The organism is Syntrophales bacterium, assembly GCA_026417625.1.
Lineage (GTDB): Bacteria > Desulfobacterota > Syntrophia > Syntrophales > UBA8958 > JAOACW01.
Window position 1 is genome coordinate 38,896 of sequence record JAOACW010000001.1, and the last position, 12,795, is coordinate 51,690.

Consider the following 12,795-nt stretch of genomic DNA (forward strand, 5'->3'; position numbering starts at 1 on the left):
GATCTATTCCTTGACCCGCTCGATATTTGCTCCGAGCGAACGAAATTTTATCTCAAGTGCCTCATAGCCCCTATCAAGATGATAAATTCGAGAAACTGTGGTAGTCCCTTCCGCAGCTAGCCCTGCAAGGACCAAACACGCGGAAGCCCTCAGATCTGTCGCCATAACTGGTGCCCCTTTCAATCGATTGACTCCTCGAACAATCGCATTGTTACCTTGGATTACTATGTCAGCTCCCATTCTCATCAGCTCACATACGTGCATAAAACGGTTCTCAAAGACCGTCTCCGTTATCACACTCAAACCGGAACCCACACACATGAGCGCCATAAACTGTGCCTGCAGATCAGTGGGAAAGCCAGGGTAAGGTAACGTTTTTATGTCAACACTGTATATGTCTCCACCCACTGCCCGTACCGTTTTATCCCATACCTCGATCTTCACTCCGGCATCCCGAAGCTTTGCAAATAGGGCAGAATGGTGACTTGGCTCACAATCCCTTATAACTATATCACCACGAGTTATACCGGCTGCAATCATAAACGTTCCCGCTTCGATACGATCCGGAATCACTTCTCCTTCAACGGGATGAAGGGAACGCACTCCATCAATCCTTATAACATCTGTACCCTCACCAAAGATCCTCGCACCCATACCTTTGAGAATTTGGGCGAGATTTACTACCTCTGGTTCCTTTGCAGCATTTTTTATTATAGTTGTACCATCCGCAAGGCAAGCAGCCATCATGATATTCTCCGTCCCCGTCACCGTCGGTATATCAAAGTAAATATTAGCACCTTTTAAACGACTAGCCTTAGCCTCCACATACCCATCATTGAGGGAAACTTCCGCCCCCATCTCCTGAAGGGCCTTTATATGTAAATTCACAGGTCTCGCACCTATAGCGCACCCTCCCGGAAGGGAAACCCTTGCCTCCCCCATTCGAGCAACTAGGGGACCTAGTACCAGTATAGATGCCCGCATGGTACGCACAAGATCGTAAGAAGCTTCCACAGAAATAATATCTTCACTATTCACTCTGAGCGTCCCACCACAATCTTCAAATTTCACTCCCAAAGTGGAGAGGAGTTTTTTAATGGTACGTATATCCCCAAGGTCAGGTATCCGGTGAAAAATATGCCAACCTTGCGCTAGCAAAGAGGAAACTACTATGGGTAACGCTGCATTCTTTGCGCCACTGTTGTAAACTTCCCCTTTAAGTGGGGTACCTCCGTGTATAACAATCTTCTCCATAACTACCTTCCCTTTCTTGCAATAATCACCCTGTCGAATCCACTATAGTCCTTTCTTATCTCAATATCGGTGTAGTTTTCCACTATTAACATCTCCCGTATTCGATCTCCCTGGTCATAATTGATTTCCATCAAAACCCATCCCCCCTCCTTAAGACACAAGTTAGCCTCCTTTACAATCCTCCTATAATAAAACAAACCATCCGTCCCACCCTTGAAGGCTATCGGCGGTTCATACACCGTAATGCTAGGAGACAGATTATCATATACCTCATCGGGAATGTAAGGGGGATTGGAAACCAAAATATCGAAAAGCTTGCGAAAAGGCTGTGTCAAATCTCCCACTACGAAGTAAACTTTGCTGGAGAGACCAAGTTCTCGAGCGTTATCATTTGCAACGTGAATTGCCTCTTGCGATATATCCACACCGTATACACGAACAGGGGCATCTTTCAATTCCCAAGCTATAGCCAGAGCTATAGCCCCACTTCCCGTGCCAATGTCGAGTATGCGTAGAAATCCATTCCAACTTCCCGAAACAACACGCAATACTTCACCGACCAGATGTTCCGTCTCCGGCCGGGGAATCATTACATGCCTGTTAACTCGTAGGTTCAAAGTCCAGAACTCCTTCCTCCCCACAATATAGGCGACAGGTTCCCAAGCGAGACGCCTCTCTAAAAGACTTTTGTATATATTCCACTGCTCCTCTGGAAGCACATCCCCAATGTGAGAGTAAAGGTAGGTTCTGTCTTTGTTTATCACGTGGGAGAGAAGAACTTCAGCATCCAGGCGGGGTGAAGGAATCCCATTGCCTTGAAGCAATATGGTTCCTTTTCTTAGCGCCTCCCGGAAGGTAACCATGAATGTTTCCGGTCACAAGTGGAGCAAAACACATACCCTCATGCTGCCGCAGACCGTAACGCCTCGGCCTGAAAATGTGTGATGAGGGCATCAATCATAGGTTGAATCTCTCCGTCCAAAAAAGATTCAAGGTTGTAAAGTGTAAGTCCTATACGGTGATCGGTTACTCTCCCCTGGGGAAAATTATAAGTCCTTATCCTCTCGCTTCTATCCCCACTTCCAATCTGACTTCTCCTAGCCTGGGAGATCTCTTCCTGCTGCTTCTTTACCATTCTATCGAGAAGTCGCGCTCTCAACACCTTCATTGCCTTAGCCTTATTTTTGAGCTGTGACTTCTCATCCTGGCATGTCACAACTATCCCCGTCGGTATGTGAGTAATCCTCACTGCAGAATCCGTCGTATTAACACTCTGACCACCGTGACCGCTGGAGTGGAATACATCTATCCTTAAATCGTCCGGATCTATTGTAATCTCTATTTCCTCAGCCTCAGGGAGTATTGCAACCGTTACTGTGGAGGTATGTATCCTGCCTTGGGTCTCCGTAATAGGTATCCTCTGCACCCGATGGACCCCACTTTCGTACTTAAGTCGACTGTACGCCCCTCTACCTTCAATAGATGCTATTATTTCTTTGAAACCACCCAATCCACCAGAAGGAGAACTGCTTATAACCTCTACCCTCCAGCCAACAGACTCTGCATAACGGGCATACATCCGGAAAAGATCACCTGCAAAAAGCGCTGCTTCCTCCCCTCCAGTACCCGCCCTTATTTCCAGAATCACGTTTTTCTCGTCGTTGGGATCCTTAGGCAAAAGAAGCAGTTTCAAACGCTCTTCCAACTCAGAAAGACGGAACTTAAGGAGGGGGAGTTCTTCTTTGACAATCTCTTTTAATTCCGGGTCATTTTCTCTAAGAATCCTCTGGTACTCTCCAATTTGATTCGTTACCCCAACGTACTCTCTCCAGGTGCTAACTAGATCGGTAAGATCCGCATGTTCCTTTGCGTACTTTTGATACAGTGAAGGCTTGGCGATCACCTCAGGATCACTGAGCAGTGTCTCAAGCTTTAAATAGTAAACTTCGATTTCCCGCAACTTCTCAAACATAGAAACAGACTTTCCGTTCAATTAAAATTACCTCAATCATTCTGAGTCTGTCCGTATTTTTTCCTGAAACGCTCCACTCTTCCAGCTGTATCCACAATCTTCTGTTTTCCCGTCATGAAGGGGTGGCACCGCGAGCATATCTCTACCTTTATATCCTTTTTTGTGGATCGTGTTTCAATTACATTTCCACAAACACACGTTATTGTTGTCTTTTCGTACTTGGGATGAATATCTTTTTTCATGACCCTAAAATCCTCCGTATAATATTCTGACAGTTAGACTTGCCTTGATATTTTATACGAAAACAGTTTGCAAGGAAAAATTTATATGAAGTTCTATTGATTCATGGAGTCTAAAAATTTTTGGTTCGTTTCCGTCTTACGGATCTTCTCGATTATAAACTCCATCGCCTCTATGGGGTTCATCTCCTGTAACAACCTCCGGAGAATCCAAATACGATTCAGATTCTGCTTCGGAATAAGGAGCTCTTCCTTCCTAGTTCCTGACCTTATCAGATCAAAAGCAGGGAATATACGCCTATCAGCAATACGTCTATCAAGGTGAAGCTCCATATTACCCGTACCCTTGAATTCCTCAAAGATAACCTCATCCATTCTGCTACCGGTGTCAATAAGAGCTGTGGCAATTATTGTAAGGGAACCTCCATTCTCTATATTACGGGCAGCACCAAAGAATCGTTTCGGTTTGTGAAGCGCATTGGAATCAACCCCACCAGAAAGAACCTTACCGCTCGGAGGAACCACCGCATTGTAAGCTCTAGCCAAACGGGTAATGCTATCCAGAAGGATAACCACATCTCTCTTATGCTCCACAAGCCTCTTTGCCTTTTCAATAACCATTTCCGCTACCTGGACGTGCCGTGTCGCCGGCTCGTCAAACGTGGAAGAAATTACCTCCCCTTTTACACTACGCTGCATATCCGTCACTTCTTCCGGCCTCTCATCTATAAGGAGCACAATGAGTACGATCTCTGGATGATTGATAGAAATACTTTGGGCAATCTCTTGTAAGAGCATGGTCTTACCCGCACGTGGTGGGGAAACGATGAGTGCACGCTGTCCCTTCCCGATAGGAGTGAAAAGATCCATAATCCTTGTAGATATATTTTCTGGATTGGCCTCAAGATTTATCCTCTCCATCGGATATAGAGGAGTGAGATTATCGAAGAGAATCTTATCCCGCGCCACCTCCGGTGGCTCAAAATTCACCGTGTCTACCTTTAGAAGAGCAAAATACTTCTCCCCTTCCTTCGGTGGTCTTACCTCTCCGGAGATAGTGTCACCCGTACGTAAGTTGAAGCGTCTTATCTGAGATGGAGAAACGTAAATATCATCAGGACTCGGAAGATAATTGTAATCTACAGCTCTCAAAAAACCAAAACCATCAGGCAGAATTTCCAACACCCCCGTGGCTGAAATTACACCGTTTTTCTCTGCCTGCGCCTGAAGAATGGAAAATATCAAGTCCTGACGACGCATACCACTGGCATTTGGGACATTTAGATCCCTTGCAAGATTTGCCAGTTCACTTATGGGCAACCTCTTTATGTCCTCGATGTTTATATGGAGTTTCTCTTTAGGCTGAGGTGCCGCAATAGCCGCCTCTGATTGCGGTTGTACCTGTGTTGTTTCTGCTACCGGAGGAGCAGCAACCGCTGCTTCAACATTCTTCTTTCTCATGACTATAACTCAAATCGTTTAAGTTTCGGGATTATGCCTGGATAGTTTCACTTTGATTTGAACTGCCAAAAGGGAGGAAAACCGCCTTTTGAAGTCGCGATTTATATAAAACATCAAACCTCTCCTGTCAAGTGTTTTTTAACAATATAAAGCTTGTTTGACGTCCAGTGCGCGCTCCGTCCCGCCGATAAGAAAAAAAATGATCACTATTACAAAACGTACAAATTTTTATCGCATCGATGTTACACTCGAGAACTCCTTTCGCGATGAGCTGTACTCTATTGACACCTTGAAGGTCAACATACCAGTGTCCCGGGCGGAATGACGGCACTATATACTCCTCCTTCAACCATGGAAGAAGTTTTTCGTGCACATAACCATCGATCTCATAACAGCACAACCCAATGGAAGGTCCCATCGTTACAATAACATTTGCCGGATCTGTTCCAAAATGGTTTCTCATCACATCCACAACTTTCCCAGAAATGTTCAGCGCTGTCCCTCGCCAGCCTGCATGTACAACGGCTATCACTCTCTCTACTGAATCTACGAAAAGTAGGGGAATACAATCAGCGGTATCGACACACAGGGCTACCCCTCCGCATCGTGTAACGATGGCATCACCTTCAAGTTCATGGTTATCTTTCATTTTACTATCCCAAATGATAATACCATCGCCGTGCACCTGCACAGGTTTTAAAAACTGTTCCCTCCTTAATCCAAATGCTTCGGCAATTGCAGACCAGTTTCCTACAACAAATTTTTCATTATCACACGTTCTAGTACTTGAATTTAAGAAATCTTCGGGACCAACATTCATTTCAGCACCACGCCCACAAAAAGCGTGCTCCACGAAACCCAATGTTAAAATCCTCAAAGAACGGATGAAGAATCCGCCCCCTCTAATTATTACCTCCCAGTTTACACCATTCCCATCAAGACACATCGCTTAAAGAATCCTTTTTCATCCTTAAGAAAACCAATAAGTCTCCCATATCATCAGGTAACGGTGCTACAAAATCCATTGTGTGTTTACTAATAGGGTGCACAATAGAAATCATGGAAGCGTGAAGGGCCTGTCTCTTCATCTTAAGTAAATGTTCCTGTGTAACCCTATCTCCATAAAAAACAACCTTCCTCCTACTACCGTATACCTGATCACCTACAATAGGATGACCTATAGCTTTCAGATGCACTCTAATCTGATGTGTTCTTCCAGTCAGGGTCTCCACGCTAAGCAGCGTACAACACCCAAATCTCTCAATCACTTTCCACCTTGTAATCGCCTCCTTGCCATGACTAATTCTTACGGACATGAACCTCCTTTTCACAGGATGCCTACCGATGGGAAGATCAACAAGACCTTCGTCTTTCTCCATGTCTCCGTATACTAGGGCGTAGTAAACCTTTTTAACTCGCCTGTCCCTGAACTGTTTCGCCAGACCTTCATGGGCTTCATCGGTCTTAGCTACAACAAGCACCCCTGATGTATCCTTGTCCAGCCTATGGACTATACCTGGTCTGAGGACACCTCCAATACCCGAAAGATCCCGGCAATGATAAAGCAACGCATTCACCAAGGTGCCGCTCGAATTTCCTGCTCCGGGATGAACAACCATTCCCGGAGGCTTATTTACCACCATCATGTAAGGATCTTCATAAAGGATCTTAATGGGAATGTTCTCGGGCACTAATTCGCACGGCCGAACTTCCAGCGGCATTACAAAAACCGCCTCTCCCGCTTTCAGACGCCTCGAAGGTTTCACAACTCTCCCATCTATTGAAACTTTACCCTCTCTGATAGCCCTGATAATAGCTGCGCGGGACAACGTTTTTGCCTTACGACTGAGGAAAATATCCACCCTAGTTCCCGCATCACAATCCGTGACTGTAAAGACTTTACCTTCTCCTGGCGTCAAATTCATCTCTGTCTCCGACAGAAATCGCGGAAGTTGTTCACCGCTGTGAAAAATTCCCTCATTAAAACGACCCAGATGTAACGACCCCTTTCTGTAAGCACAATAGCTCCATTTTTAAATCTTATACATCCCGCAAGAGCAAAAGCTACTAACTCCCACAAAAGATTGAACCAGGGAAAACTCCCGTATTTTTCAACAAAAAATCCAATTGGTACAGACGTACTAAACAGTCTCATGAGGAAATCATAACGCACCCTATCCCTGATGCCAAAAACACGTCTGGCAAAAATCGGCAAGCGATTTTCTTCGACTATACTTATGTAGAGTGGAATGTTAAAGTTATTGGCGTAACACACACCCTCCAGGTATCCGATAGAACCACTACCAACTCCAGCATACTCATCGTAATCCACAATATACTCGTCCACCATCGATGACCCCTTCGTAAAACACCAAGCGGTCGAAAATGTGTAACGATCCAAAAGGATCCCTGTGATCCTTTTGTAAAACGACTCCTCCTTATCGTAGCGCACCCTACCCCAAGCTCTCTCCACCTGCTCTTTTGTGGAATCACTAACCATCAGAGGATAATACGTAATCTGATCCAAACCTAGAGAAAGAAGAACATTTAAGTCATTATTGAGCATTTCCGTTGTCTGTGAAGGAAAATTAAACATCATATCTGCGTTGATAGTGGGAAAGCTACCAACTACACTCCCAACCCTGTGGGCTATTTCAGCACCACTTCCGTAATTATCAAAACGGCCCATTTCCCTTAATAGTTTGTCATTAAAACTCTGGACACCCACAGACAAACGATCCACACCGGCTTCTTTAAGAATCTTTATGTGGCGATCATTTAAATGATTGGGGTTGGTCTCTACAGAAACCTCCCGTATCGGGAAAAAACGCCTAACAACCGACAGTGTCTCTGCGAGTTCCTCCACCATAATAGTAGGAGTACCACCACCCACATACACACCGTGGAACAGGTACCCTCTTTCCCTATATAAACTTATCTCCTTCCTGAGAGCTGAAAAGTATAGCCGGCACAGTTCCCGGTTAAAAGGAACTCTATGAAAAGAACAGTAAGGACAGAGGCTTTCACAAAAGGGTACATGAATATAAATCAAACGCTTTCTTGCCGTACTTGCATCTGGAAGGACACCACACTCTTCATTGAAACGCAGGGCCCTCTTAAAAATCCTCTTGGCCTCAAAAGTTACTAGGCTATTCAACAGTGACATCAATTTAGAATATCAGATTAAATATCAATGAACAAGATTCTTCAATCCTCGTATTTATCTTGAAAGGTAGCAATGCGTATGATAAAAAGTTTATACTATGAAGAACGTGCGGATATACACACTTTGGGGTGATAATGGACTTAATAAAGAAGACACTAGGATCCTTCGGCTAAAATGTGAAGAAGTCCCTATCCCACTTGATAAAGAAACAAAAGAAGACATAAGGATCCTTAGAGAATACTTTCTCAACCGCGCAGATGCCGCTGGCTTAGCAGCCCCTCAAATCGGCATTCCAAAAAGAATCATTATATTTCGTAATCGTGGTTTCCACAAAAATGGAACCGATGATGGAACCTGGACGAAAAGGGACGTTGATATTCTTGTAAATCCCCGAATAACCCAAACGAGAGGCGAACCTGTAGTGCTATCGGAGGGATGCCTTTCATGCCCAGGTGTAAAAATCGAAATTGCCCGTTTTCCGGAAATAAAGATTCGGGCCTTCGATATGTTCGGTCAGAAGATAAACCGGAGATATTTTGACTATATAGCACGGATCGTCCAGCATGAGATAGACCATCTCGACGGGAAACTAATAGTTGATTATCTCGATGATTTTACCGCGCCTATACAGAAAAGAGAACTTGCAACCGACGGGGAAGCACATAAATACAAAAGCAAACTGTCTAACACTACCCATCCCTGAGACTGTAGAGAAACTTCTTCCTTCTCGCCTTCAAACCAACGGCGCACTTTAAACGCATAACGTTTGGAGAAAAAAATGAACAGCATAGAGTTAGAGACCTGGAGCGAACTTTACAAACAGGCCGTAATCTTCAGGGATGCCCGTCCGTGGAGCTGGATGACCGATACCGAACCATTTGGTGTTGGGGACCCCTATTCTGGAGAAATAGGCTACTGTTACATACTCGGTCGTTTGGGTGAAGTCCACGCATTGGTCGTCGCTATGGGCACAGAGGGCCTTTTAGGCTTCTTGATGGTTAAGCATGCCGAAACCAATCACATTGAGGACTATCTATTCCGACAGAAGTGCCTTATAGCCTCTTTTGAAAATAGAGATCAGCTGTTAGAAGAGGATCTCAAAATCATCAAACAACTAGGTCTAAAATTCCGTGGCAAAAGAGCGTGGCCAATGTTCCGCAATTACAAACCCGGTTATTACCCATGGTTTCTCGAAGAGAGTGACGTAAGGTTCTTAACCGTGGCCCTGGAACAATCGTTGAATGTGGCACTCCGTTACAAAAAAGATAGAAACCTTCTTCGAACAAGTGCTGTTGATCTTTTTTTCGTCCGGAAACCTAGAAAAATCAACGACACCTTTATATGGGAAGACTCCTACCAGACACCCCGCCCCTTAAGGTCCTTTTTGCCAGAGAATCTGCCCTTTGATGAGTCCTCCATTGCCTCACTACTGTTGAAAAAAGGGACACGTGGAAGTGGTGCGTGGGAATTGGACATGTTTCATTACCCCCAAGCGATGCAGGAAAAGGGGAAAAGACCTTTTTTTCCTTTTGTTATCGCGGTTCTAGAACACGATTCAGGACAGGCCCTGTTTGTGGATATGATTCCGGTAGAAAGATTCGTAGAAAGGAGCAGGGAAATCTTGGTGGAGTTTCTCGAGAATTGCCCTATCTTACCGGAATCTATCTACGTAAGGACAAACATGGTACTCGAAGTTATAAGACCCATCACTCATCCTCTAGGCATCAGAGTGATACTTATCGAAGATCTCTACTACATGAATATGTTTAGACGGGGTTTATATAAATCGGTAAAGGAGGAAAACGAGAACTTATAGCGTCATCTAATCTTGAAAGGGTTGAAATCAGTTCCATAGTCATAGAAATCCATATTCTCCGCTGACTTCAGAAATGCAACGATAACATACGTACAAGGAGTCATTACAACCTCCACTCCTACCTTAAAAATGTAATTAGTCAGGGTCAAGGTTACCCACAGCGACTCCGGAAAAACACCAAATAACGTAGCCACAGAAACAAATACGAGAGTATCTATACCTTCACCCACCAGAGTGCTACCTATGGTTCGTGACCACAACCACCGCCCCTTCGTCACAATTTTCATCTTCGCCAGTACATACGCATTGGAAAACTCCCCTGACCAGTACCCTAGCACACTGGCCAATACAATACCTCCAGAAATCATACCAGAAAGAACAGCTTCATAAGCCGCCTGTCCAGCAGTTTTCTCCCATAAAGCTTCACCTGGCATAAGCTTGACAGCAAAGAAGAACAAACTTGAGAAAACGAGACAAATAAAACCTATCCAAATAACACGCCGCGAACGGTGGTAACCATAAACTTCCGTCAATATGTCTCCAAATATGTAACTCACTGGAAACAGAATGGTCCCAGCGTCGAAGGCAAGGGGGATACCTGCTACACTTATCCCCCAGTCTATAATCTTAGCAGACGAGAGGACGTTGCTCACCAAAAGAACAGTAACAAAAAAAGCTACTATAATATCATAATACTTCAGCGATCCCTCTTTAGTCATACCGTGCATCCTGCTAACACAGAAAAAACCCATATGTCAATAAAGGAGGAAGTACTTTTTGGAGAATTATTCCTCATCACATGGGAATTAATTCCCGATTTTTTAAAAACGAAACAAACACAACTCTTGAACAGTGCTATGTTTCCTTATAACTTCACAACGTGTACAAAGTGGATGTAAAATCATACATGGCACATAAATTGCGAAATACACAAACGAAAATTTCAGAAAAAAATATTGTCAAGATGAAACGGATCATTCACAGCTTGATAACCTTTGTTTTTATATTTTCGCCTTGCATTACTACAGCGCAGGATCATACATCCGGGGTACCCTCTCCTTTAAAGTCTCCCCTTCCGAAGCAGACAGTGAAAAAACAACCGCCTCGGGAAACACGCATGAGGGCAAGTGGAACGGTTTTAGAACTCACGTCCGACAGTATTACTATCCAACGGACTATTACTTCGGAAACCATGGTTTTCAATCTTGAAAAACCACTATACGGGATAAACGTAGGTGAAAAAGTGACGATCAGTTACATTAAAGTTGGGGAAAAAAACATTGCCAAAAAGGTAAGCAGAATTAGAGAACATGTTAAATTTCCCCAGTATCCCACAAAACAGTCAAGCAATACGATGAAATAAATATCTTCAAACATACATATGAGCGTACGGACACGCCTACTCAGTGTTACCCTTATAGGATTAATCACCTCAATTGCCATTTGGGGATGGATGCAAATAAAAGTGCTCGATGAACTTTTGATCCAGCATCATCAATTGAGATTAGAGGAAATTGCTGACTCTGTTAATAACTTTTACGAACATTTCCCCACACGTAAGGGTCTTTCTGCCCTTGATCTAACTTTAAAGGAGCAAATCCAGTTGGATGAACGTCTCGCCAGGATAGATGTCCTTACAAAACATAGGGGGGGCATAGAATACGTCGCCGGTGCGGGACGTGTTGCTTACGACTGGCCGGAAGAAACAATTGTAAGTGTAGTGGAAAAAATGAAACCTCAGTTCTTCAAGATAGATACAGAAGCAGGAGCAGCGTTGGGGATTCTTTCCCCCACCTTATCTCCCAAAGACAACAGTATCCATATAGTGGGTGTGGTGTCCTTCTCACAATGGAGAAAGGACCTGCTGGCCCAAACACGTAAATACCTCATCATAAGTAGCTCAATTCTCCTACTGGTCGTTGTAACGCTTATTATACTTACCTTCGATTGGTTGATAGGCAAGCCTTTGAAAAGCATAATCAACGTTATCGACGAATTTCAGAAAGGAAATTACAACCCCCGCATAGACTCTTTGAGAAAAGATGAAATAGGTCTTGTGGCGGAACATTTTAATATTATGGCTGAGGAGATCAATCGCGTTATTTCCAGAAACGAAGAACTGACAAAACACTTACGTAACAGAGTCCAGGAAGAAACCTTCAAGGTAGCCCAACTTCAGCAAGAGGTAAGTCAACTTCAACAGCTGGCAGCCATGGGACACCTCGTCGCCAACCTAACCCACGACATAGGTACCCCTATTCATTCCATTAGAGGTTTCGCTCAACTCCTGTTGGAGAAGGGGGAATGGTCTCCTGACGTTAAAAGAAAATTGGAACTCATAGAGCAGCAGGCAGAAAGAATCCACCTTACAGTTCAGAACATAAAAAAAATGACCCGCGTTCCTGAACCTCATTTTGAAACAACGACGGTTGAAAATCTACTGCACGATACCCTCCCACTAGTGGAACCTCATATCCAAAAAGCGGGTATAAAACTCACAGTTAATTTCGAAGAGGGCATGCCTCCACTCCTTCTGGATAGATACCGTATCCAGACGGCAATACTTAATCTCATTCAGAATGCTGTGGAGGCCCTAAAAACGGGGGGAGAGATTAAAATATCCGCTCAGAAAGATGAATACCAAAAAGCTGTTGTATTCAAAGTCCAGGACAACGGTCCGGGTATAGAACCTCACCTACTGGAGAAAGTCAGCGAACCTTTTTTCAGTACACACAAGGACGAAGGCGTTCGAGGGTTAGGACTTGCCATAGTCAATGACATTATGAAATCACACGGTGGTAAAATGCACATCCAAAGCAAACCTGGGGAAGGTACTGAGGTTTCTCTAATACTTCCAATTGCTGACTCTCAAAAACTCACTTGATCA

13 protein-coding genes are annotated in these 12,795 nt (G+C 44.2%); 4 read left to right on the plus strand and 9 right to left on the minus strand.

The window, feature by feature from the left end; translation table 11 throughout:
- Positions 1-3: 3 nt before the first annotated feature.
- The 8 genes from murA to N2317_00255 all read right to left on the minus strand — a co-directional run bounded on the left by murA (position 4) and on the right by N2317_00255 (position 8,092).
- Positions 4-1,254, minus strand: coding sequence for a UDP-N-acetylglucosamine 1-carboxyvinyltransferase (gene murA, locus N2317_00220; protein MCX7815922.1), 1,251 nt, complete (start codon positions 1,252-1,254; stop codon positions 4-6).
- A gap of 2 nt (positions 1,255-1,256) precedes the next feature.
- Positions 1,257-2,117 (minus strand): peptide chain release factor N(5)-glutamine methyltransferase, encoded by an 861-nt coding sequence (gene prmC, locus N2317_00225; GenBank protein MCX7815923.1) that lies wholly within the window; start codon positions 2,115-2,117, stop codon positions 1,257-1,259.
- Between the two features lie 38 nt (positions 2,118-2,155).
- The gene (gene prfA, locus N2317_00230; GenBank protein MCX7815924.1) at positions 2,156-3,226 is read right to left on the minus strand and encodes a peptide chain release factor 1; all 1,071 of its coding nucleotides are present in this window, start codon (positions 3,224-3,226) and stop codon (positions 2,156-2,158) included.
- Positions 3,227-3,258: 32 nt separating this feature from the next.
- Entirely contained in the window at positions 3,259-3,468 is a 210-nt protein-coding gene (gene rpmE / locus N2317_00235) for a 50S ribosomal protein L31 (protein MCX7815925.1), read from the minus strand.
- A gap of 93 nt (positions 3,469-3,561) precedes the next feature.
- On the minus strand, positions 3,562-4,809 hold the full coding sequence (gene rho / locus N2317_00240; GenBank protein MCX7815926.1) for a transcription termination factor Rho: 1,248 nt from the start codon (positions 4,807-4,809) through the stop codon (positions 3,562-3,564).
- Positions 4,810-5,053: 244 nt separating this feature from the next.
- Complete coding sequence (gene pgeF / locus N2317_00245; protein MCX7815927.1) at positions 5,054-5,872, minus strand: peptidoglycan editing factor PgeF; 819 nt, start codon at positions 5,870-5,872, stop codon at positions 5,054-5,056.
- A complete protein-coding gene (locus N2317_00250; protein ID MCX7815928.1) occupies positions 5,862-6,851 on the minus strand; it encodes an RluA family pseudouridine synthase in 990 nt (329 codons plus the stop codon). The genes pgeF and N2317_00250 overlap by 11 nt, the downstream gene beginning before the upstream one ends.
- Positions 6,848-8,092, minus strand: coding sequence for a coproporphyrinogen III oxidase family protein (locus N2317_00255; GenBank protein ID MCX7815929.1), 1,245 nt, complete (start codon positions 8,090-8,092; stop codon positions 6,848-6,850). Before N2317_00255 ends, N2317_00250 begins: the two co-directional genes overlap by 4 nt.
- Before the next feature lie 97 nt (positions 8,093-8,189).
- On the opposite strand from N2317_00255, the gene def reads away from it, so the two are divergent.
- Together def and N2317_00265 are read left to right on the plus strand one after the other, a co-directional pair.
- Positions 8,190-8,795, plus strand: coding sequence for a peptide deformylase (gene def, locus N2317_00260; GenBank protein ID MCX7815930.1), 606 nt, complete (start codon positions 8,190-8,192; stop codon positions 8,793-8,795).
- A 75-nt stretch (positions 8,796-8,870) separates the two neighbouring features.
- On the plus strand, positions 8,871-9,908 hold the full coding sequence (locus tag N2317_00265; GenBank protein MCX7815931.1) for a hypothetical protein: 1,038 nt from the start codon (positions 8,871-8,873) through the stop codon (positions 9,906-9,908).
- A gap of 2 nt (positions 9,909-9,910) precedes the next feature.
- Here N2317_00265 and N2317_00270 read toward each other — a convergent pair whose 3' ends face one another.
- Positions 9,911-10,627, minus strand: coding sequence for a queuosine precursor transporter (locus N2317_00270; protein MCX7815932.1), 717 nt, complete (start codon positions 10,625-10,627; stop codon positions 9,911-9,913).
- Between the two features lie 368 nt (positions 10,628-10,995).
- On the opposite strand from N2317_00270, the gene N2317_00275 reads away from it, so the two are divergent.
- The gene (locus tag N2317_00275) at positions 10,996-11,271 is read left to right on the plus strand and encodes a hypothetical protein (protein MCX7815933.1); all 276 of its coding nucleotides are present in this window, start codon (positions 10,996-10,998) and stop codon (positions 11,269-11,271) included.
- A gap of 90 nt (positions 11,272-11,361) precedes the next feature.
- Positions 11,362-12,792 (plus strand): ATP-binding protein, encoded by a 1,431-nt coding sequence (locus N2317_00280; GenBank protein ID MCX7815934.1) that lies wholly within the window; start codon positions 11,362-11,364, stop codon positions 12,790-12,792.
- Positions 12,793-12,795: the final 3 nt, after the last annotated feature.

Bases quoted from the DNA above. Each gene is read 5' to 3' on its own strand.
- prfA (MCX7815924.1), bottom strand. From the start codon at position 3,226: ATGTTTGAGAAGTTGCGGGAAATCGAAGTTTACTATTTAAAGCTTGAG.
- pgeF (MCX7815927.1), bottom strand. From the start codon at position 5,872: ATGTGTCTTGATGGGAATGGTGTAAACTGGGAGGTAATAATTAGAGGG.
- N2317_00280 (MCX7815934.1), top strand. From the start codon at position 11,362: ATGCAAATAAAAGTGCTCGATGAACTTTTGATCCAGCATCATCAATTG.
- prmC (MCX7815923.1), bottom strand. From the start codon at position 2,117: ATGGTTACCTTCCGGGAGGCGCTAAGAAAAGGAACCATATTGCTTCAA.
- N2317_00270 (MCX7815932.1), bottom strand. From the start codon at position 10,627: ATGACTAAAGAGGGATCGCTGAAGTATTATGATATTATAGTAGCTTTT.
- rpmE (MCX7815925.1), bottom strand. From the start codon at position 3,468: ATGAAAAAAGATATTCATCCCAAGTACGAAAAGACAACAATAACGTGT.
- N2317_00255 (MCX7815929.1), bottom strand. From the start codon at position 8,092: ATGTCACTGTTGAATAGCCTAGTAACTTTTGAGGCCAAGAGGATTTTT.
- murA (MCX7815922.1), bottom strand. From the start codon at position 1,254: ATGGAGAAGATTGTTATACACGGAGGTACCCCACTTAAAGGGGAAGTT.
- def (MCX7815930.1), top strand. From the start codon at position 8,190: ATGAAGAACGTGCGGATATACACACTTTGGGGTGATAATGGACTTAAT.
- N2317_00250 (MCX7815928.1), bottom strand. From the start codon at position 6,851: ATGAATTTGACGCCAGGAGAAGGTAAAGTCTTTACAGTCACGGATTGT.
- N2317_00265 (MCX7815931.1), top strand. From the start codon at position 8,871: ATGAACAGCATAGAGTTAGAGACCTGGAGCGAACTTTACAAACAGGCC.